Here is a 21,587-nt window from a genome sequence, read left to right on the forward strand (position 1 = left end):
TACATCTGGAATGCGCAAATATATAGTTCGTGTCCCCACGCCGTGGGCCGCAGCGCGCCTACTCTCGTTGCGCAGCTGCGCTCATGGGTTCGGCTCGGTGGCCAGGCACATCCTGCGGCCGTCTGCGCTCGCCGTCGGCCTCGTCGCCCTGGGTTGTGCGTCGGAGAGCCCCGAACAGCCCGATCGAGGCGAGGCCGGCCAAGCCAGGCAGCCCATCGTCATCCCCTCGGGCTTCCAGCACCAGGTGATCGCGACGGGGCTCAGCCAGCCGACGGCGATGGCGATCGCGCCCGACGGTCGCATCTTCGTCACGCAGCAGACGGGGCAGGTGCGCGTCATCAAGAACAACGCGCTGCTCGCCGCGCCGTTCGTCACCGTCACGGTCGACAGCGTCAACGAGCGAGGCCTGGTCGGCATCACCCTCGACCCGAGCTTCTCGAGCAACGGTCACGTCTACCTCTTTTACACCTCGACCAGCGGCAGCGCGCACAACCGCGTCAGCCGCTTCACGGCGAGCGGCGACGTGGCGGCGGCCGGCAGCGAGGTCGTGCTCGTGGAGTTTCCCCCGCTCAGCGCGGCAGGCAACCACAACAGCGGCGCGCTCCACTTCGGCAACGACGGCAAGCTCTACGTCGCGCACGGCGACAACGCCGAAACGGCGCACGCCCAGGACCTGAACCACACCTTCGGCAAGATCCATCGCTTCAACCCCGACGGCAGCATCCCCACCGACAACCCCTTTTACGGCACCTCCACCGGCCTCGCGCGCGCCATCTGGGCGTACGGCCTGCGCAACCCGTTCACCTTCTCCGTCGAGCGCGCGTCAGGGAAGATCTTCGCCAACGACGTGGGCGGAGGCGACCCGGAGGAGATCGACCACATCACGCGCGGCTCGAACTACGGCCATGGGGGCGGCCCCTCGCCGGTGCCGCCGGTCCACGCCTACCCGCGCGACGCCGGGCGCTGCGCGATCACGGGCGGCACCTTCTACAACCCAACGGTCGTGAACTTCCCGCCGTCCTACGTCGGCAAGTACTTCTTCGCCGACTACTGCTCCAGCCAGATCTGGTCCATGAACCAGGACGGCACGGGCGTCGCCGTCTTCGCGGACGACTCGAACGGCGAGCTGAACAACCCCGTCGACCTCGACGTCGGCCTGGACGGCTCGCTCTATTACTTGCAGCGCGGCAGCGGCGCCAAGGTCGGGCGCATCTACGTGGCGCAGCCGGCCTGCACCACGAACGCCGATTGCAGCGACGGCGACGTCTGCACCGGCGCGGAGACCTGCGTCGCCGGGCAGTGCCAGGCCGGCACACCGCTGAGCTGCGACGACGGCGACCCCTGCACGACCAACGGCTGCAACGCCACGAGCGGCTGCGCCTACACCGACAACGGCCAGTGCTGCACGAGCTCGGCGACCTGCAACGACGGCTCGACCTGCACCACGGACGCGTGCGTGAGCGGCATGTGCCAGTACGTGGACAACGGCAGTTGCAACAGCTGCGTCAAGATACGCTCCCAGCGCACGAACAACTACCTGGTGCTCGACGCTGCCAAGAAGGTCGTGCCCGGCGCCACGCAGGCCGGCGCGCAGATCTTCGAGAAGGTCCCGTCGGGGGCCGCGTTCAAATTCAAGAGCAGCTCAGGCGATTACCTGCGCGTGGTGGCCAATGATCTCACGATGGACGCGACGTCGGCGACCGCTGCCGCGTTTGCGGAATACGACTGCTCGAGCGGCGGCCTCTACCCGAACGGCAAGGGCTACGCGGCGCTCACCGGCGCGGCGCCGCACTGGAAGGCGACGAGCACCGCTGGCCCGATCAAGAGCGGCGACGGCGGCAACGGCACGAGCTGCGTGACGGGGGACGCCACGTCCTGGGAGCGCTTCTATCTCGAGGCGACGGCCTGCGGCGGCGCCGGCCCCTCGTGCGGCGACGGCGCCTGCGACGCGGGCGAGACGTGCGGCAGCTGCGCCGCGGACTGCGGCACGTGCAGCGGCACACCCGCCAAGCTGACGCTGGCCCACGTGAGCGACAGCGGCGGCTGGTCGAGCGCGGCCGGCCTCACCGACGGCAACCTGACCGCCAAGGTGAGCAGCGCGGCCTCGCCGAGCTGCGCCACGTACGATCTCGGCGGGACCTACACCATCAGCTCGGCGCGCCTGCTCGAGGACAACGACGGCGCCTGGCATACGGACACCTGGAAGGTGCAGTACCAGACCGGCAGCGGCTATGTGGACGCCTTCGCGTACACCGACACGCCGAGCGCGATGCCGGCCTGGAATACCGTGGACTTCGCCGACGTGCCCGGCGTCTCGCGCGTGTCGGTGTGCATGCAAAACGTCGGCGGACCGGTCGAGCTCGCCGAGATCGAGGTCTGGGGCTTCCCCGACGCCGGCCCGGTCTGCGGCGATCGCGCCTGCAACGGCGGCGAGACGTGCGCGAGCTGCCCGTGGGATTGCGACACCTGCATGGGGAGCCAGCTCGGCCTCGATGCGCGGCCGTCGAACACGGCGTGCGTGGCGGGCGATGGGGCGATCGATCCGCCGGTCCTGCTCAGCGATCACCCCTGCTTCACCAGCGTCGCGAACCCGCCGGCGCTCGCCCCCGGGGTGCTCCCGTACGCGATCGCCGAGCCGTTCTGGTCGGACGGCGCGGTGAAGTCGCGGTACCTCGCTTTGCCGGACGGCACGACGTTCGACGTGAAGAACGACGGCGACTTCGAGCTGCCGCCCGGGGCCGTCACGATCAAGAGCTTCCAGTGGCAAGGCCAGTACTTCGAGACACGCTTCTTCGTGCGCTTCACGAACGGCGCCTACGGAGCCTACACGTACCGGTGGAGCGACGCGCAGGACGAGGCCTTCCTGGTCGATCCGATCGACGGCGCCTCCAAGACGCTCGCCGGAGGCCACGTCTGGAGCTACCCGACCGAAGCGCAATGCTTCGAGTGCCACACCAGCGCCGCCGGTTTCAGCCTGGGCCTCGAGACGCGGCAGCTCAACGTGACCCGGCTCTATCCGTCGACCGGCCGTACGGCGAACCAGTTCGACACGCTGAACGCCATCGGCATGCTGAGCGGCAACCTCACCAGCCTGCCGCCGTTCCCGCCGCACGCGCAGCCGGACGCGTCGCTGCAGATGCGCGCCGACGCTTACCTGCATGTCAACTGCTCGAACTGCCACCGCCCGGGCGGCCCCGGCTACGGCACCGCGGACTATCGCTACGACACGCCGCTTGCCGGCAAGAACATCTGCGACCAGGAGTCGATCCTGACGGCTTACTCGGGGCTCGCGCTGATCGAGCCGGGCGCTCACGAGGCGTCGGTGGTCTGGCTGCGCATGAGCCAGCGCGCGGCGAGCTTCATGCCGCCCATCGGCAGCAAGCTCGCCGACGGCGGAGGCGCGGCGCTGCTAGCGCAGTGGATTGACGGCCTGACGGGCTGTCCCTAGAACGACGATCGCGTCGAGATGCGGTGTGACTCTTCCGCAGCTTCAGCGGGCGATGCTGGGCGAGGGTGCGGCGGGCAGCGTCACGCGGCCGGCTGCTGCCTGGCCCGGATCTCGTCCCGCCGAGCGAGGAGCCACGCGCACGCCTCGGCTTCCGTGGCGAAGAAATCGACGGGATAGGAGCGTGACGTGAGGAGGTTCACGCTCCTCAGGGTGAGCATCGCGAGGACGCGCAGGGCGAAGCTCGCTCCGACGACCGCGACCGCGTCGTGGCGCGCCCCGAGCGTTCCGCCCGCCATGAGCTTGCGCACGTCATGCGGGATGGCCTTGATGCGGCTCACGTCGGCGAGCGCCAGGACCTCGCGGCCGCTCTCCGCGATGCGCCGGGACGCTGCGGCGATCGAGCGCACCATCTCCTCCGAGAGCTCTCCTTCGGCCGTCACATAGAGGATTCCGTTGGGCTCCTCGCGGAGCTCGAGGACTCCGCGCCTGGGATCCGGCTCGTGCATGGCGGGCAGCATAGCCGCTCTGCGTCGCACGGCGACAGGGGTCTCTCGGTGCGAAGGGGAGCGGCGCGCCCTCACGGGGAGGAGCCGCGACCGCCATCGTATCCGCCGCGCCCACACCGGACCGGCTCCGCGCCCGGACGCCGAGCCCGGCGGGGCGGCGCCTGGCGACCCGCGCTCGCCCGGGAGAAACCCGGGAGACACCAGGGTAGGCCGCCGCGGCATCGGCGCGCCGTGGGCCGGCTGAGCCAGATCGGTCCGCGCATGACCGCGTCCAGCGCAGGAAGATGTTTGTCGTTGCACGCTTGCGGCAGGTTTGATAGCCATCCTCTGACGCCGCGAGACCGTCCCCGCGCTCGACGGTCGTCCTCCCGGCCGCGGCGCGCGATCCCCAAGAAGGAGCATGAGCAGATGCCTCAATTGAACGGCAACACCTGTGAAATCGACGAGCTCCCGGATGGTGTGACCGTGACCATCAAGGTGACGACGAACTCGAGGCACACTCAACGGATCACGGTGACTCGCAACGATGAGGTGCTGTGCGTCTTCGCGGGCTCTGGCGAGCGCAACGCCATGACGGGCCAGTCGACCATCGTCGCCAACTCGCGGGCGAAGCTGCAGGCGAAGTTCGAGTATCAAACGGACATCAACGCAGAGTGGCGCAAGTCGCACCAGCTGAAATCGGGCGGTCCTTACGCGATCGGCAGCTACAATCTCCTGGTGATCGTCGCCGAGAACGGAGACGACAGCGACTACAACGACAGCGTGCTCGAGCTCAGCTGGAGCACGTCCACGTAGTCCTGGCGGGAGATCCGGAGGTGGGGCGCCGGAGGGGCAGCTGGCGGCGTCGAACGGGCCCCCTGAGCTCCGGCGGCGCGCCGCGCCAGGCTGGTGGAGTGGGCGGGCTGCTCGCCACCGCGGCCGGGATCGCCATCGGCTCCCTCCGGAAGGTCGAACGCGCCAAGGCCGACGTGGGGGTCGGCCTGGGAGAGAACTACAGCGGGAGCAGCGCCGGGGAGGATTGTGATGGATATCCAGGATGTGCTGGTTGATTTCTACAGTGGGGCGCACGCGGTCGATGTCGTAGCTGCGTGGGCCTATGTGGTCGCAAACCGACAGGCCGTCCTTGAAAGCCTCGCCTCGTTCGAGAAAGCGTATGAGCGGCTCATCGAGCTGCAGGCGGCGGGCAAGCTCGGCGTCGGAGCGGCCGATTTTCCGGCTGGCAACCTCGAGATGGTCAAGCGGCTCAATCGGCTGATTGCGGCGGGCTTCGACAGCGACGAAGCGCGTCAAGCAGCTCGAGAGATCCATGCGCTGGCGGAGCTGTGCGCGAGCGCGTTGAAAGAAAGCGACACGTCGCCGGCCGGGCAGGGGAGTCCGTGAGGTCGAGGCGGCGGGAAGGCGGCGCAGGCCGGCCACCTGCCAGCGGCTAGCCTTCACAGCCGAGCGAGCCGGCCATCTGGGGGCCGCACGCGAGGTGGAAGCCTCGTGCCCTGGCGTCGGGGCCCACGGAGGTCACACGGCGTCACGAACCCGGGTCGGTGCCCGTAAGCAGGGCGGTGCGGCCTCGCCAGGCCCGGTCGAGCCGTTCTCGGTCGGCCTATACCGGAGACGGTGCCGTGTCGCTGGCGGGCGCCCCGGTCTAGCGATTCGACACACCGCGCTCGGCACGCCGGTTCAGAAACACCGAGGACGTAACGTGGCCTAGATCACTGTTGACGCCGCTCTCCGGCAGGCGAAGCCTCGGGATTCGGGGTGGGGGAGGGCATGGGGAACGGGCTGAAGGGGAAGGCGTGCGCGCTCGTGCTGCGCGGGTGTGCCTGCGCGCTGGTCGTTGTTCCGGCGCCGGCAACGGCTTTCGAGCTCAGCGGTGGCGTGACCGTGGGCGGGATCCAGATCGGTGCCGACCCCAGGCTTGCCGTTTGTTTTGATGTGGAGTTCGTGGGAGATGCGAAGCGTGGGCTGTGACGGAGAGAAATGTGATGGATATCGAGGATTCCCTGGTTGATTTCTACAACGGGGCGCACGCGCTCGATGTCGTTGCCGCGTGGGCCTATGTGGTCGCAAACCGCCGGGACGTCCTTGAGAGGCTCGCGTCGTTCGAGAAGGCGTATGAGCGGCTCATCGAGCTTCATGCGGCGGGCAAGATCGGCGTCGGAACGGCCGACTTCTCGGCTGGCAACCTCGAGCTGGTCAAGCGGGTCAACCGGCTGATTGCGCCGGGCTTCGACAGCGACGAAGCGCGTCAATCAGCTCAGGAGATTCACGCTCTGGCGGAACGGTGCGTGCGCGCGTTGAAAGAAAGTGACACATCACCGGCCGGGCAGGGGAGTCAGTGACGTCGAGGCGGCGCAGGCCGGCCACCTGCCAGCGGCTAGCCTTCACGGCCGAGCGAGCCGGCCATCTTCGAGCAGCACCCAGGGAGCCGAAGCCGAGTACGCCTCGGTTCCGGCGATCGGCAGGCTCGGCGCGTCCGTCAGCCGAGTCAGCCCCTCGTCGCGGAGCCGCATCCCGCGTTCGGTGAGGCGGTAGACCTCCGAGAGCATCGGGTAACCAGCGTCAGGTGGCTTGGGGCCAGGCGCGCGCTCCACGGCCGCGCTTGCATCGTGGTCCGCCCAATGTTCTAGCCGGCGCGGCAGGAACAGGTCGCCTGTGCAGGAGAGCGTCCGCCACAGATCCATTCCAGATCGCAAGTCGCGGCTAGCCACCGCGAGAGGAGTCTGCCATTCCGAGGACAGGGCGGTCATGAGCAGCTCGTCGAATCGACTGAGGCGCAGGGTCCCTTCCGTGGTCCTCCTTGGAAAAAAAGAAGAGAGGAGTGCCCATAAGGGAGCGAGCTCTGGAAACCCTTCGATGCCGCGTGCGCAGTTCTGCGCGAGCCGCCTCGGGTCCGCTGCGGTGTACTGGCTCCAGAGGCGGACGGCGCGCCAGTAGCGTTCGCGCGGCCAGGGGCGCGCGTCACTGAGCCGCGCCGGGAGGGTACCCAGCTCAGAGGCGGAGCACCACGTCGGCACGGCAGATTCGCGCGTATCCGGCCCGCGGAATGGCGGGTCCAGCTCGACGATAGCGATGTCCTTGCGCGGAATGCGATACTCGCGCAGCCTACCGCAGACCCTCCAGAGACCCACGCGTTCGCGCAGATTTGTGGACGAAACCCACACGACCACGCGGCCCATCTTGCGATCACCGCCGATGGGGTCGACGAAAGAGCCCCACCATGCCTGACGCGCGAGAGCATGCTCTGACGTGCCCCTACGAGACGGCCCAACGAGAAGGCAGTCTGAGTCGACGACCGCGTTGGTGGCACCCAGCGACGCAATGCGATCCGCCACGCGCGACTCGAAAACTATATGCGTCGCGCTAGCGATATCCACAGCGAAGGCACTCACTGAATTCGTAGGGTTCGTTGCGAAGGCAATAATCAAGGCAGTCGCGGCAGAACGTATGGCCGCTTGTCGTTATGCGCGTGCAGGGCCACCCTTTGGCTTGACAATCGTCGAAGTACTCGCTGCACCTGGCGACCGGGGTACATCCTGCCATCAGCGCGAATGATTCACTGCCCACTTCTTCGCCCCCTCCTTCGCCTTCTTCGCCGTTGTTCGGGTAATCTCCCGCCCCTACGGATTCGGTTGGGTATCCAGCACCCACGCCTCCCGACTCCACTGTCTCGCAGGTGTACGATAAGTCGCAGGCCGACGCGAGCATCATCGCGAGTGCCCCGCACAGCACGAGCGCGCTCGCTTTCGCCGTTAAGCCGTGTTTCATGTTCCTCCCCTTCCCGCTGAGCGCACCGTTCTCTCAGCGAAGAGGCGGCGTCAACAGGTAATCTGGGTCACATTATGTCCATGCGGTCCTTGCGCATGGGAGCCGGGGCGTGCCCAGTCGCCTGAGTCGTCGACGCGTGCGGCAGCGAGCTCGGCGGCGGCTGCCAGGTGCGTGTGCTCTCGTGCATCGACACCTCCGGCGCGGGTTCCCATGCAGCCGATAGGCTTCAAGAGAGCACCGAAGTCGCCGACCGCGGCCGACGCCGTCACCACAGGAGCGCCGGACCGAGCTCTCTCAGCCGGGCCTTCCTGGTCTCGTAGTCGGGCATCACCCTGCCGAGCGTCGCCCAGAACTCCCGCCCATGGTGATCGTGGATCAGGTGCGCGAGCTCGTGGGCGAGCACGTAGTCGACCAGGATCCTCGGCGCCTGCACGATGCGCCAGTTGAGCCGGAGGACGCCGCGGGAGCAGCTCCCCCAGCGCTTCGCCTGGTCGGTCACGAGGAGGCGCCGGCACGTCACCCCGAGCTTCTGCGCCCACGGCGCGGCCCACGCGGGGAGGCGCTCCGCGGCGCGCCGCTTGTACCAGTCGAGCAGCGCCGCCCGCGCGTAGGCGCTGCGGTGCTCGGGCGGGAGCCCCCGCGGGAGCGGCAGATCGAGCCAGCCGCCGCGGAGGGCCAGCGGGCGGGGGTCCTGCTCGGGGAGCAGGCGGAGCCGGAGCTGCCGCCCGAGGTACAGGAACGACTCGCCGCTCACGAACTCCCGCGCCCCGCTCGGGGGCGGCCGCTCGCTCCGGCGCTTGAGCCGCGGGACGATCCAGGGCGCCTTCGACCGGACCACCGCGTCCAGCCGCGCGATCGGCGTCGCCTCGGGCGCCGTCACGACGAGCCCGTAGTCCGGGTCGATCGCGATCGACACCGTGGACCTCCGGGCGCTCCGCCGGATCTCGTAGGCGAGGTGCGTCGTGCCCCACGTCACCTCGGACCGCTCCGGGAGCATCACCGCCCTCGGCGCCGCTTCATGAGGTCGACGATGCTGTCCGCCGTCGCGTCGATCGTGTCGCCGGCGAACCCCGCCGCCCGCAGCTGCCGCTTGATCCGCCTGCGCATCTCCCGCTGCACATCGTCCTTGTGCACCCAGTCGACGAGCGACACCTGGGGCTCGATCTGCTCTTCCAGCAGCGAGGCCAGCTCCTTCTTGGCCTCATCCACCTTCCCGTAAGCGTTCCCGGTCGTCTCCGCGGCGTTCAGCGGCTTGCGCTCCGAGATGAGCCCGTAGATGGCGAGCCCCGTCTCCGAGAGGCCCAGCGTCTCGGCGGTCTGCGCTCGGTTGTGGATCTTCTTCTTCACCTCGTCGAACAGCAGCATCTGCTTGGCCGCGTCGATGCGCTTCGCCTTGCGGTCCTCGATGATCTGCTCGAGGCGCTCGCGCAGCGACGTGAAGAACACGGGGTCGTCGTCGAGCCGGACGTGGATCTCGTCCCGGAGCGCGTGCTCCATCTCGCTCGCCCGCGCCTCGGGGGTCTTCAGCTTCTTGAGCTTGTCCTCGAGCTCCGGCGCGAAGAGCGAGATCGGCTTGACCAGGATCTCGATCCCGTCCGCCGCCACCGCCTCCTCGATGAGCTTCCGGACCTTGGCCCCGCAGTCGGAGATATCGATCTTCGAATCGCGGAACTTGGCCGCCGCCGACTGCCGGATCTTCCCGAGCCAGCGCGCGTCCGCGACGTAGGGCAGCGCGCTCGGATCCGGCAGCAGCATGTCGAGGCTCTGCGAGAACCGCTTGAACGCCGCGTCGAACTCGGCCCGCACGTCCTCCGGCTCCAGGACGGCGATGCACGCGTGGAGGTCGTCCTTGTCCTTCACCCGGGCGAAGTAACCCAGCGCCGCCGCGTGCCGTGCCTCCAGCCGCGGGAGCTCGTCGGTCATCGGCGCCATGGCGCCCTTGACCTCGGCGGGGGCGAAGATCTCGAGCGCCTCGGTGAGCGCCTCCGAGACGCCCCAGTAATCGACGATGAGGCCGTAGCTCTTCCCCTGGGCGGTCCGGTTCACGCGGGCGATCGCCTGGAGCAGCGTGTGCTCCTTCAGCGGGGAGTCGAGGTACATGACCTGCTCGATCGGGGCGTCGAAGCCGGTGAGGAGCATGTCGCAGACGACGAGGACCTTCAGCGGATCGTCCTTCGCGAGGAAGCGGTCGATCAGGGTCTTTCTTTGGTCCTCGCTCGTGTGGTGCTTGACCAGGTGGGCGGCGTCCTTGTTCGACCCCGAGATGACGATCGCCGACGGCGGCCCGTGGAGGCGGTCGAGGGTCTCCTTGTAGAGCACGGCGTTCTCGCGGGTGCAGGCCACGACCTGGGCCTTGAAGCCGCCGGGCTGGATGGCTTTCGCGTAGTGGTCGATGAGGTCGAGGCAGATCGCCTCGACGCGCTTCGGCGCCCCGGCGAGGGTCTGCTCGTTGGCGTATTTCTTCTTGATAGCCTCGCGCTCTTCGGTGGACCGGTCGGCGAACACGCGATCGAAGAGGGCGTCGAGCGTGTTGCCGATGATCCGCAGCGCGGGGAGCCGGCCCTCGTAGAAGATGGGCACGGTGGCCCCGTCGGCGACGGCCTGCTCGATGGTGTATGTGTCGATGTACGGGCCGAAGGTCGAGAGGGTCGAGCGGTCCTTCTTGTCGATGGGCGTCCCGGTGAAGCCGAAGAAGGCCGCGTTGGGGAGCGCCTTGCGCATGTTGGCGGCGAGCCCGCCGTACTGGGTGCGGTGGGCCTCGTCGGTGAGGACGAAGAGGTTGTGCGCGTCGGAGAGGACGGGGTGCTCCTGTCGTGAGGCGCGCTTTCCGGGCTTCCCGCCGGTGGCGGCGAGCTCCTGGAACTTCTGCACGGTGGTGAGCACGGTCTTGCCGGGAGGGCCCGAGAGCAGCTCGCGCAGGTGCCGGACGCTCTCGGCCCGTTCCGGGTTGGGGAACTTGCAGGCCTGGAAGGTGCCGGTGATCTGCGCGTCGAGGTCCTTGCGGTCGGTGACGAGCACGAGGGTGGGGTTCTCGTGCAGCGGGTCGCGGCGGAGCTTGAGCGCGAGCCACAGCATGGTGAGGCTCTTGCCCGACCCCTGCGTGTGCCAGACGACGCCGCCGCGGTCGGCCGGCTTCTTCGCCGTCCGGGCGCGCTCGATCGCCTTGTTGACGGCCGTGAATTGCTGGTAGCGGCAGAGCTTGCGGACGACGCGGCCCGTGTCGCGGTCGGGCTCGAAGACGACGAAGCTCCGGACGAGGTCGAGGAGGTTCTGCGGGGCGAGCAGCCCCGCGAGGGTGACGTCCTGCGCGGTCGGCTCGCGGCCGACGAGGGCGCGGAGCTTCTCCGGGGGCATCGGCCAGGGGGTCTTCCACTCGGCGAAGAAGCGGTACGGGGTGGTGACCGTGCCGTAGACCGCCGCTTGATCGCAGGTGGCGATGAGGACCTGCACGGTCTCGAACAGCCTGGGGGCGCCGAGCTCGCGGTACTTGTCGTCGAGCTCCTGGTAGCGGCTGAACTGGTCGATGGCCTCGAGCTTCCAGGCCTCGCCGAGCGTGGGGTTCTTGCACTCGATGACGGCGAGCGGGAGGCCGTTGACGAAGACCACGATGTCGGGGCGGATGGTCTTCTTGGCGCCCTTCACCGCGTACTGGCGGGTGACGAGGAATTCGTTGTTCGATGGCTTATCGAAGTCGATGAAGCGGACGTCGTGGCTCTTGCGGCCGTCGCCGAGGTCCTGCTCGAACGAGCGGGTGTGGGCGAGGGTCTTGTAGACCTCCTCGCTCGCCTCGATGAGCGTGGCCGACTGGATGGCGCCGACGGAGCGGACGGCCTTGTGGAGGTTGTCGTCGGAGAGCCAGGGGTTGAGCTTCTTGAGGGCCTTTGCGAGGCGGGCGGGGAGGAGCGGCTGCCTGAGGCCCTCGCGCTCGGCTTCGAGGACCTCGGGGGCGACGTAGCGGTAGCCGAGCTTCTCGAGGAGGGCGACGGCGGGATCCTCGGAGAGGGAGACCTCGTTCCAGGCGGTGCCAGGTGGGGTCATGGGGAGGCCTCGTCGGGGGTGACGCGGATTTCGCCGGTGAGGAGGGAGGAGAGGAGGGCAGACTTAGCACTCCGTCCAGAAGAAGCTTGAACCCTCTCGGCTTCAATTCTTTCGTCAATAGCCGAAATAGCACCACAAATGGCCTCTTGCTCTTGCAGGTTCGGCAAACCTATGCGGAGTTCGCTGACTACACGGGAGTTGATCGTGTGTAAGCCGCTGCTGGTTTTTGCGCAAGATTCCAATTGCTGGCGGCCGCGTTCCCCGTTGAAGCAGTGAGTGAGCCAGTTCGAGATGACGGACGGATTTGTTGGCCGAATCCGAATCAAGTGGTTCTGGTGGAGGGCCCCAGGAATCTCCCCCTTCCACACTGCTGCTTGGCCTAGGCGTAGGATATTTGCGTTGCCTTCGACAACGAGAAGGTCGCCAGCCTTGACGCCGAAACGCTCCACATCACCCGGAAGCACGCCGATGCTTTTGACTTCTCTTAGGTCAAATCCACCTTCCTGTAAGTTTGCGACAGTTAGGTAGGGGCGTCGCACCGATGCGTTTCTGCGCTCCGAGTTCACGGTGAGGCCGTATGTCACCTCTGCGACCGCCGACACCGGAACCACCTCCCACTCCTCCGGCACCTCTCCGATCTCGGTCTTCTTGAACCGCGTGTGCCGGCCGGGAAGCCCTCGCGTCAGCAGCTCGGCCATCATCGCCTTCTTGACGACCTGGAGCTGGTCGATGACCGCCTGGGTAGTCTCGATAGCGTCGTCCACGGCGGAGAGGATGGCGGCGATCTTCCGCTGCTCGCCAATCGGGGGAACATTCACCGGCCAGTCCAGCCACTGATCGAGCTTGAAGACCATCTTCTCGACATCGACGCCGTGGCTGGAGTGGAAACATGTGCGTTGGAAGTATGCCGTATGTGAAAGGTGGCGTAAGAAGTCCATGAGAAAGCCGGTGCGGGTCCGAAGAGTCGAGTACTCGTTCGATACCACTGCCCCGTGTAATGCTTCGGGAACAACGCCGCAGGCGCCATGAATAATCTGTCGGCGGGATATTAAGAAATCTCCTGCATGGGCCTCGAACTGAGTTTTTGTTAGGATTTCTCGTCCCTTTAGCTCGCCGCGGAGTGTTATGCCGCCGCGGTTTCTCTTCGCTGTGAGCAGCCGGTAAGTCGAATCGGGGCCCAGCTTGATGGGGCGCTCGATAGCGTCCACCAGATTCTTGAATTTGGACCTGTTCCACCCACTCGGCGTCGGGGGCAACTCAGGGAAACCCGGGTCTACGCTCGGCGGATACAGTCTATTTCTCGCCATACCCGAGCTCCTTGAGGTATGCGTTCATCCTCGCCTCGGCCGCCCCCCGCTTCTTCTCCAGCTCGCGTAGCTTCTGAAGCGCATGCGCCACCTCGACCCTCTCCGCGGCCTCGGCCGTCTCGACGTACCGCGAGATGTTCAGGTTGAAGTCGTTCTTCTCGATCTCCTCGAGCCCCACGACCCGCGCGTACTTGTCCACGTCCTTGAAGGCCCTGAACGTCGCCGCGATCTTCTTGACGTCCTCCTCGCGCAGGTAGTTCTGCGCCGACCCCTCCTTGAACTCCCGCGACGCCTCGATGAACAGCACCTTCTTCCTTCTGCCGGCCGCCTTGCTCCTGTTGAGCACCAGCACCGCCGCCGGGATCCCCGTCCCATAGAATAGGTTCGTCGGCAGCCCCACCACGGCCTCGACGAGGTCCTCCTCCAGCATGCCCTTGCGGATCTCCCCCTCCGCGGCCCCGCGGAACAGCACCCCGTGCGGCATCACGACCCCCACCTTGCCCTTATCGTTGGTGGTCGCGATCATGTGCTGCACGAACGCGAGATCCCCCTTGGTCTTGGGCGGCACGCCGAAGCGGAAGCGCCGGTACGGATCGTTCTCGGCCACGTCCCGCCCCCACTCGTCGAGCGAGAACGGCGGATTGGCGATCACCCGGTCGAACACCATCAGCCCCTCTTTGTACCGCAGCTTCGGATCGCGGATCGTGTCCCCCTTCTCGATCCGCGCGTCGGGCAGCCCGTGGAGCAGCATGTTCATCTTGCAGATGGCCCAGGTCCCCAGGTTCTTCTCCTGGCCGAAGAGCGACAGGTCCTTCGGGTTCTGCCCGTGCCGCTCCAGGTAGTGGGCGCACTCGATCAGCATGCCGCCCGATCCGGCGGTCGGGTCGCAGATCCGCATTCCCGCCCTGGGCTCCAGGAGCTCGACGATGAGCCGCACCACCATGCGCGGCGTGTAGAACTCGCCACCCTTCTTGCCGGCGTCGTCCGCGAACTTCTCGATCAGGTACTCGTACGCCCGGCCCAGCATGTCCGGCTCGGAGAGCGCGGCGTTCTTGAGCGACAGCTTCGAGAAGTGCTGCACCAATCGCCCCAGCACCACGTCCCGATTCTTCGCGTCGCCGAGCTTCCGCTCGTCGTTGAAGTCGATCCCGGCGAGCACCCCTTCGAGCTGCGGATTCGCCTCTTCCAGCGCCGACGCCGCCTTGTTGAGCGCGTCGCCGACCTGGCTCGCGACCTTCTGCAGCTCGGACCACCGGGCCCGCTTCGGCACGAAGAAGCCGTGCTCGTCGGGGTCTTCGGGATCGGCGTTCGGCACGCCCTTCAGCGCCTCGACCTCCTCGTTGAACCGGTCGCTCAGGCGCTTCAGGAAGAGGAGCCCGAAGATGAAGTTCTTGTAATCGCTCGAGTCGATCGACCCCCGCAGGATGTCCGCGGCCGACCAGAGATGCCGCTCGAGCCTGTCGATCGTGAGCTTCTCCCCGAGGGCCAGCTCGACCTGCTCGGGCACCGCCCGCGCCGCCCCGTTCGCCTTCGGAGCCGCCGGCGGCTCGGACGCCTTCCCCCCGGCGAGCCGCGCGACAAGCACGGCCTTCTCGCGGCCGCCGTCGTCGAGGTTCAGGGCCCGGCAAAGCTCCTTCAGCCGGTCCCGGGAGTACGACGGCAGAACGGCGGCCAGCGTGGCGCTCCTGGAGGCCGCCACGGCCTCCACCAGCTTCTCCTTGCTCCGCCGATCCTGGACGTGGACATCGAACGCGTCGGCGATGGAGATCAGCTCGTCGCGCGTGAGGTGTTCGAGAACGGTTCGCTTCTGCACCATCGGCACGATGCCGACGTTACGCGGGCGGGACGGAACCGATCAAGGCGAAGGCGTGTCGGCGAGGGCCGGAGCGCGCGGGCCTCGGGGGATGTGCTCCAGGGCCGCTGCCCGTGGGATGCGCCGCCCGAGGGAGCTCCACGGCGGCCTGGCCGGCCGGGCGAGGTGAGCGAGGCGGTGGGACGAGGCCGGTTCGCCCGGGGGCGGGTCCTGGCCGGAGCCGGTGCCTCGGAGACCTCCTCCGCGGAGATGTCGAGGCAGGCGGGCTCAGGCGGCGGATGCCGGGGAGGGGCAGCTTGCGGTCGGGAAGGGGGAGCTCGCCTGGTCGGGCTGGCTCGCACGTCTCGCCCGAGCGGGGCCGCCGAGGCGCTCCGCCTCCCGCTGGACGCGCTTCCCGGAGGCACCCGCCCTGTCGCGCCTCGCAGGCGACCGCGGACGTCTCGCGAACCCAGACCGCCGCTCGCAAGGCCGCGCTGGAGGCATCGCGAGCCCCGCCCAGCAGGACTTGAGAGACGGCAAGGGCGCCGAGACGTGGCTCGAGAGCGGTTTTCGCGCGGGTTTCATGCAGACGTCTTCCGTCTTCCGTGCTCGTCCTTCGTCTTCCGTGCTCGTCCTTCGTCTTCCGTGCTCGTCCTTCGTCTTCCGTGCTCGTCCTTCGTGCGCGTGCGCGTGCGCGATTCCCCGGAGTTACCGCGCACGCGCACGAGAGAGGGAAGAGGGAAGAGGGAAGAGGGAAGAGGGAAGAGGGAAGAGGGCCGGTATACCAATGCAAAGCCCCCTGACCGAACGCCGGTGAACCCGGCCCCTATCGCCTCCTCAGCGACCGTCCGCCCGCGCCTCCAACTTCATCGAGCCGGCGATCTGCCTCGTGGTGACGTTGAAGCGGTTGAAGCAGTTGACCAGCGCGATGTGCAGGATCAGCCCCGCGAGCGCCCGCTCGTCGTAGTGCCTCGCCGCCTCCTCCCAGACGTCGTCGGGCACCGGATCCGCGCGATCGCTGAGCCTCGTCGCGGCCTCGGCGAGCGCCAGCGCGGCGCGCTCCGCGTCGGTGAAATAGGGCGTCTCGCGCCAGGCCGCCACGGCGAACATGCGCTCGTCGGTCTCGCCCGCCTTCTTGAGATCGCGCGCGCCCACGTCGACGCAGAAGCCGCACCCGTTGATCTGGCTCACCCGCAGGTGGACGAGCTCGAGCGTCCGCGCCGGCACGCCGCTCTTCTTCGCCGTGCCGAGCAGGGCGTGGATGGGCTGTATGACTTCGGGCATGAGCATCGCGGGGTTCTTCATCCGTGCCTTCAACATGATCGTGATCCTCTCGAGGATAGGGGTGGGCTCGCCGACCGTGACCGGACGCTGAACGTCCGTTCGCGTCGTCACATCGGCGAGGGTTCGTTCGTCACAGCCATGACGAAGCGCGGCGAGGGAGTGTGACCGATGGATGAAAAATTGTTGGCTGCCGGAGCGGTTCGAGGCCCGCCAGGCCCGCGACCCGGAGCGCGAGGCGATGCTGGCTCGAGATAAGGAGGCGTCGCGCAGCACGTCGCCGCCTGGTCAAGCGCAGCCGGAGAAGCTACCGTCGCCCTTGACACTGCCGCGTCGAGCGCGGGCCGCGCGGCGAGCACCTCCCTCGAGCTCGCACGATTCGCGCGCCGAGCTCGGCTGAGAGACGCTCCACCAGCGATTGCCATCCACGAGGTACCGCGATGCAAGACGAAATGCAGGTCGAGGATTGGGGAGAGCTGTTCGTCACGCGCAAGTGCTGCGGCGCCGGCACGTGCCGGAACTACGCGCCGGAGCTCCTCGGCGAGGTGGTGCCGGCCAGCGACCTCCCGGAAGGCCGCCGCCTCTCGGTGCTGCCGGGCTCCTACGAGGCGGGCGCCTTCACGGGGGTGCTGCGGCAGCCGCGGAGCCAGGAAGATCTGATGGCGGCGCGGACGGCGGTCGCGGCGTGCCCGTTCGGCGCCATCAAGCTCAAGCCGGGCGCGTCGCGGGTCCGCCGGGGCGCCCTCGGCTCGCCCTGGCGCGGTTTTCCGCGCCTCATCGAGGATAACGTCTGGATCATCGGACAGCCATCCATCAAGAACATCAGCGCCCTGTCCTATTTCATCGAGCGGGACGGAGGCGGGGTGCTGATCGATCCCCCGAAGCCGAGCGAGGAGGTCTTCCGCTGGCTCGCGGAGCACGGCGGCGTGCGGTGGCTCTTTCTGACGCACCGGGATCACGCGCACCACCACGCCGAGTTCGCCAGCCGCTTCCCGGGCTGTCGCCGCATCATCGGCGCCGCGGACGTGAACCTCCGTGAGACCGAGCACATGGCCTCGACCGGCGACGTGGAGATCAAGCTCGGGGACGAGCTCGGCGCGCTCTCGCCCGAGGGGGAGCCGCTCTCGAGAGAGGCGGCCAAGGAGGCCGAGATCGTGATCGTGCCGCAGCCCGGACACACGCCGGGCTCGCTATGCCTCCTGTACCGAGGCCGCTTCCTGTTCACCGGCGATCACCTGAGCTATTCGCGCGTCCTGGGTCGACTCGTGGCGCATCGATTGCAATGCTGGGAGGATTGGGAGCGTCAGACCCGATCGGTGCGTTATCTGCTCGCGGCGGCCGAGGCCGGATGGCTGAGGTTCGCGTGGGTGTTGCCGGGTCACGGGGAATGGGCCCGCCTGCCGGGCGAGGGGAGCGCGGCCGAGACGGCCGACGAGCTCCGCCGCGTCATCGCGTCGATGGAGCAGAAGCCGAAGGGGCATACGCCGCTGGGCCGCTGGATCCTGTACGCTCAGGGCCGGATCGCGCCCGAGGGCAGGCTCGGCCGGGCGGTGCGCGCGATCGGCGGCGGGAGCGACGCCTGGGTATTGCCGCGCGGCGCGCGGAGCTCGCTCACCGATTTCGATCCCGACAAGACGGCGGTCGCCCTGCGCCGGCTCTATCTCCTCGGCGCCACCGCCCTCCTGGCCGCCGCCGGGGCCGTATGGCTCGCCGCGCGCCGGGACACGCTCCAAACACGCTGAGCTCATCGCGAGGAGCTTCCTCCGTGCCTTCCGCAGGATCGTGATCCTCTCGAGGGGTAGGGGTGGGCTCGCCAACGTGACCGGGCGCTGAACGCCCGTTCGCGTCGTCACATCGGCTAGGGTTGGTTCGTCACAGCCATGACGAAGCAGGACAAGGGAGTGTGACGGGATGGATGAACATCGTTGGCTGGCGGAGCGGTTCGAGGCCCACCGGGCTCACCTGCGGGCGGTGGCGTTCCGGATGCTCGGCTCCGTGGGCGAGGCGGAGGACGCGGTGCAGGAGGCCTGGCTCCACCTGAGCCGCGCCGACACGACCGGCGTCGAGAACCTGGGCGGGTGGCTGACGACGGTCGTGGCGCGGGTGTGCCTCGACATGCTGCGCTCGCGCAAGGCGCGGCGCGAGGAGCCGATGGCCGCGCCCGACCCCGCCGCGGACCGCGAGGCCGGGACCGACCCCGAGCGCGAGGCGGTGCTGGCCGACTCCGTCGGCCTCGCGCTGCTCGTGGTGCTCGACACGCTGACCCCGGCCGAGCGGCTCGCGTTCGTGCTGCACGACCTGTTCGCGGTGCCCTTCGAGGAGATCGCCTCCATCGTGGGCCGCTCCCCGGCCGCGGCGCGGCAGCTCGCGAGCCGCGCCCGCCGCCGCGTGCAGGGCGCGCCCCCGTCCCCGGACGCCGACGTCGGCCGCCAGCGCGAGGTCGTCGATGCCTTCCTCGCGGCCATGCGCGGCGGCGACTTCGACGCGCTCGTGTCGATCCTCGACCCGGACGTCGTGCTCCGCAGCGACGCCACGGCCGCGCCCCCGGCCGGCATCGAGCTCCGCGGCGCGCGCGCCTGCGCCAAGCGGGCGCTCTCCGGCGCGCGCGGCGCCAAGCTCGCTCGGCCTGCGCTCGTGGACGGCGCGGTGGGCGTCGTCTTGGCCCCGCGCGGGCGGCTCTTCCGGGTGCTCCGCTTCACGCTCGCGCAGGGGAAGATCGCCCAGATCGACGTCATGGGCGACCCCGAGCAGCTGCGCGATCTCGACCTGTCGGCCCTCGACGACGGACCGCACGCGGAAACCTAGTACCGCGGTCAGAACTCCCGCCAGGGATCTGCCTCGCGAGCGAAGAGAAATTGACGCAAAGGCGCAAAGGCGCAAAGGCGCAAAGGCGCAAAACTACAAATTCTTTTTTTTTGTTTTTCTTTGCGCCTTTGCGTTGAACTCTCTCTCCGGATCCCTGGCCGGACTTCTGGCGGGCGGAAACTAGGGCCGGCAATACGAGGTAGACGAGCGGGCTCGGTCTCCGGGCTGGTGCCGCTCGCGCCTCGGCACGAAGCGTGCTTGGACTACGGAGGATGTCCTCCAGGGTCGGAGAGAATGAAATTTCCGACACCCAGGCGGTCTTCCAGCACATCGATGTCTGCGGCCCTGTGGACCACCTCGGCAGGAGATGCCGCCTGAGAGAGCCTGGGCCCATCGCTGACGTGGAGCTCGTTCGAGGGCTGGCATGAAGCAAGCGAACGGCGAACGAGGCAACGAAGGCGACGGTCCGGCGCAGGACGACGCGCTCGATGACGGCGACGGCGACCACCTGGGCGTCCTCGCGGACGAGGAACATCCTCACCGCGCGGCGCTCCGTCGCCTGCCGCTCCTGCTCAAGGTGCTCGTCGGTCCCTCCTGGGGGAGCCTCGCGGCGCTCGTCCTCTTTCAGGCGCTCGCCGGGGCCACCCCCAGCCTCACGGTCTGGCTGAACGCGATGATCGTCGACGAGATCGCCGGCGCCGGACCGAGGAGCGCGCACGAGCTCCTGGCCTACTCGGCGTTGCTCCTGGCTGTCCTGGTCGTCCTGCTGAACGCGCTCGGCGACGTCCTGGAGGCGATGGAGGGCTTCGTCGGCGACTCGTTCAAGGACCGCGTGCGAAGGAACGTGTCGCTCAGGATCAACGAGGAGATATCGAAGCAACCGCTGCTCACCTTCTTCGATGAGCCGAGGTTGAATCACCTGGTGATCCTCGCGCGCCGCAGCTTGAGCTCGATCAATGAGCTGGTCCACACGTCGTCCTATACGCTCATGGGCGTCCTGGGCATGGTCCCGGCGCTCGTCCTGGCTGCCAGCTTGAGGTGGTGGATCCCGTTGGTGGTCGTGTCGAGCATGACCCCCGTGCTGTACGCGAAGGCGACCAACGAGCGAAAGAGCTGGGACATCGAGACCTTTCACGCGGCCACGTTCAATCGGCTGCAGCTCGGCGAGCGGATCCTCACGCAGCAAGAGTTCGCGAAGGATCTCAGGCTCTTTTCCATGCAGGAGTGGGTCCTCCGGCGATGGAGCTGCTTGTACGAGACGTTCCTCAGGGATCTCAAGGCCGTCCGCAAGAGAGGAGCGCATCAGATATCGATCTGGTCCCTGCTGAGCGGCCTCGGCATGTCGGTCCCGTTCGTGTACGTCGTCAAGGAAGCCCTGGATGGAGGCTTCACGGTCGGAGACGTGTCGCTGCTCATCGGCGTCATCGTGCAGATACGAAACGGGCTGGCCGTCATCATCTACAACGGTGGAGACATCATCGGCGCCTTGCTGGCGACCAAGCCGTTGATCGAGCTGCTGAACCTGCCCGAACCGCCGCGCGGGGACGCGCGCCCGGAGGCAGAGCGGTATCCTGTCCCGGGGATCCGGCTCGAGGACGTATCCCTGCGGTATGCGGGCAGCGCGGAGCTCGCGCTCCGGAACGTGAACCTCCTGATCGCTCGAGGAGAGAAGATCGCCGTCGTCGGAGAGAACGGGTCGGGCAAATCGACCCTGGTGAAGCTGATTTGCGGGTTCTACCGCCCGACGTCGGGGCGGATCCGGTGGGACGGAGCCGCCGCGAACGTCGATGCCAGCGACGGGCGCGGAGACACGAGCAGGATATGCGCCGTCTTCCAGGATTTCGCGAGGTTCCCCCTGTCCGTCCGCGAAAACGTCGATGTGCGGCAGACCGGGGCCAGCGATGACGACATCAGGTCGGCGCTGAAGCGGGTCGGGCTCGACGAGCTCGCGGGAGAGCTCGACACGGTCCTCTGGAAAGGCGTCGATGGGGGTACCGAGCTCTCGGGAGGGGAGTGGCAACGACTCGCCATCGCGAGGGCGCTCTTGAACGCGAAGACGGCGGATCTGCTCATCTTCGACGAGCCGACGTCCGCGATCGATCCGGACGCGGAGCACCACATCATCCAGCTCATCCGCGAGATGATGGGCGGGAAGACGTCGATCGTGGTGAGCCATCGGCTGGCGCTCACCCGCTTCGTGGACCGGATCGTCGTGCTGGAAAAGGGGCGCATCATCGAGGCGGGATCGCACCGAGAGCTCATGGGGCTGAAGGGCAAGTACCACGAGATGTTCACCAAGCAGGCCAGCTACTACGTGGACTGAGCCGGCGGCGGCGCCTTGTCATCCGGACGTGGAGGTCCGGGCGGGCAGGCTCGCGAAATTCGACCCGGAGGCCGCCGGGAGCTTCCGGGGAGAAATGAAATTCAACCCGGAGGCTGCCGGGAGCTGCCGGGGAGAAATGAAATTCAGCCCGGAGACTGCCCGGAGCGTCCCCGGAGAAATGAAATTCAACCTGGAGGCTGCCGGGAGCTCCCGGGGAGAATTGAAATTCAACCCGGAGGCTTCAGGCGCGCCGTCGCATGGATTAATTCCGGTGATGCTGTAACGTTTGCGCCCCTGAACGGCTTGCCCCACGCCGAGCGGCCGC

At 67.8% G+C, this 21,587-nt stretch carries 15 protein-coding genes; 8 read left to right on the top strand and 7 right to left on the bottom strand.

Going from position 1 to position 21,587, the window contains the following annotated elements:
• Positions 1–97: 97 nt before the first annotated feature.
• On the top strand, positions 98–3,448 hold the full coding sequence (locus tag WMF33_RS15755; RefSeq protein ID WP_437337898.1) for a PQQ-dependent sugar dehydrogenase: 3,351 nt from the start codon (positions 98–100) through the stop codon (positions 3,446–3,448).
• Between the two features lie 80 nt (positions 3,449–3,528).
• Here WMF33_RS15755 and WMF33_RS15760 read toward each other — a convergent pair whose 3' ends face one another.
• Positions 3,529–3,954, bottom strand: coding sequence for an STAS/SEC14 domain-containing protein (locus WMF33_RS15760; RefSeq protein ID WP_437337899.1), 426 nt, complete (start codon positions 3,952–3,954; stop codon positions 3,529–3,531).
• A 408-nt stretch (positions 3,955–4,362) separates the two neighbouring features.
• On the opposite strand from WMF33_RS15760, the gene WMF33_RS15765 reads away from it, so the two are divergent.
• From WMF33_RS15765 to WMF33_RS15780, 4 genes are all read left to right on the top strand, one after another.
• Entirely contained in the window at positions 4,363–4,749 is a 387-nt protein-coding gene (locus tag WMF33_RS15765; RefSeq protein ID WP_437337900.1) for a fucose-binding lectin II, read from the top strand.
• Between the two features lie 228 nt (positions 4,750–4,977).
• Positions 4,978–5,334, top strand: coding sequence for a hypothetical protein (locus WMF33_RS15770; RefSeq protein WP_437337901.1), 357 nt, complete (start codon positions 4,978–4,980; stop codon positions 5,332–5,334).
• 384 nt (positions 5,335–5,718) lie between these two features.
• The gene (locus WMF33_RS15775) at positions 5,719–5,919 is read left to right on the top strand and encodes a hypothetical protein (RefSeq protein ID WP_437337902.1); all 201 of its coding nucleotides are present in this window, start codon (positions 5,719–5,721) and stop codon (positions 5,917–5,919) included.
• 14 nt (positions 5,920–5,933) lie between these two features.
• Positions 5,934–6,290 (top strand): hypothetical protein, encoded by a 357-nt coding sequence (locus WMF33_RS15780; RefSeq protein WP_437337903.1) that lies wholly within the window; start codon positions 5,934–5,936, stop codon positions 6,288–6,290.
• A gap of 42 nt (positions 6,291–6,332) precedes the next feature.
• Here the strand turns inward: WMF33_RS15780 and WMF33_RS15785 are convergent, their stop codons facing one another.
• The 6 genes from WMF33_RS15785 to WMF33_RS15810 form a co-directional block, all read right to left on the bottom strand.
• Positions 6,333–7,283: a hypothetical protein gene (locus tag WMF33_RS15785; RefSeq protein WP_437337904.1), complete on the bottom strand. Its 951-nt coding sequence runs from the start codon at positions 7,281–7,283 to the stop codon at positions 6,333–6,335.
• Between the two features lie 698 nt (positions 7,284–7,981).
• Positions 7,982–8,713 carry a M48 family metallopeptidase gene (locus tag WMF33_RS15790; RefSeq protein ID WP_437337905.1) on the bottom strand — a complete coding sequence of 244 codons (732 nt, stop codon included), beginning with the start codon at positions 8,711–8,713 and terminating at the stop codon, positions 7,982–7,984.
• Positions 8,713–11,754 (bottom strand): type I restriction endonuclease subunit R, encoded by a 3,042-nt coding sequence (locus WMF33_RS15795; protein WP_437337906.1) that lies wholly within the window; start codon positions 11,752–11,754, stop codon positions 8,713–8,715. The genes WMF33_RS15790 and WMF33_RS15795 overlap by 1 nt, the downstream gene beginning before the upstream one ends.
• Positions 11,751–13,061 carry a restriction endonuclease subunit S gene (locus WMF33_RS15800; RefSeq protein ID WP_437337907.1) on the bottom strand — a complete coding sequence of 437 codons (1,311 nt, stop codon included), beginning with the start codon at positions 13,059–13,061 and terminating at the stop codon, positions 11,751–11,753. The genes WMF33_RS15795 and WMF33_RS15800 overlap by 4 nt, the downstream gene beginning before the upstream one ends.
• Entirely contained in the window at positions 13,048–14,877 is a 1,830-nt protein-coding gene (locus WMF33_RS15805; RefSeq protein ID WP_437337908.1) for a type I restriction-modification system subunit M, read from the bottom strand. The genes WMF33_RS15800 and WMF33_RS15805 overlap by 14 nt, the downstream gene beginning before the upstream one ends.
• An 813-nt stretch (positions 14,878–15,690) precedes the next feature.
• Positions 15,691–16,170: a carboxymuconolactone decarboxylase family protein gene (locus WMF33_RS15810; protein WP_437339488.1), complete on the bottom strand. Its 480-nt coding sequence runs from the start codon at positions 16,168–16,170 to the stop codon at positions 15,691–15,693.
• Between the two features lie 404 nt (positions 16,171–16,574).
• On the opposite strand from WMF33_RS15810, the gene WMF33_RS15815 reads away from it, so the two are divergent.
• The 3 genes from WMF33_RS15815 to WMF33_RS15825 all read left to right on the top strand — a co-directional run bounded on the left by WMF33_RS15815 (position 16,575) and on the right by WMF33_RS15825 (position 21,262).
• A complete protein-coding gene (locus WMF33_RS15815) occupies positions 16,575–17,876 on the top strand; it encodes an MBL fold metallo-hydrolase (protein WP_437337909.1) in 1,302 nt (433 codons plus the stop codon).
• A 169-nt stretch (positions 17,877–18,045) separates the two neighbouring features.
• Positions 18,046–18,939: a sigma-70 family RNA polymerase sigma factor gene (locus WMF33_RS15820; protein ID WP_437337910.1), complete on the top strand. Its 894-nt coding sequence runs from the start codon at positions 18,046–18,048 to the stop codon at positions 18,937–18,939.
• A gap of 424 nt (positions 18,940–19,363) precedes the next feature.
• The gene (locus WMF33_RS15825; protein ID WP_437337911.1) at positions 19,364–21,262 is read left to right on the top strand and encodes an ABC transporter ATP-binding protein; all 1,899 of its coding nucleotides are present in this window, start codon (positions 19,364–19,366) and stop codon (positions 21,260–21,262) included.
• Positions 21,263–21,587 lie beyond the last annotated feature (325 nt).

This window comes from Sorangium sp. So ce394 (assembly GCF_051474665.1).
GTDB classification, from domain to species: domain Bacteria; phylum Myxococcota_A; class Polyangia; order Polyangiales; family Polyangiaceae; genus Sorangium; species Sorangium cellulosum_D.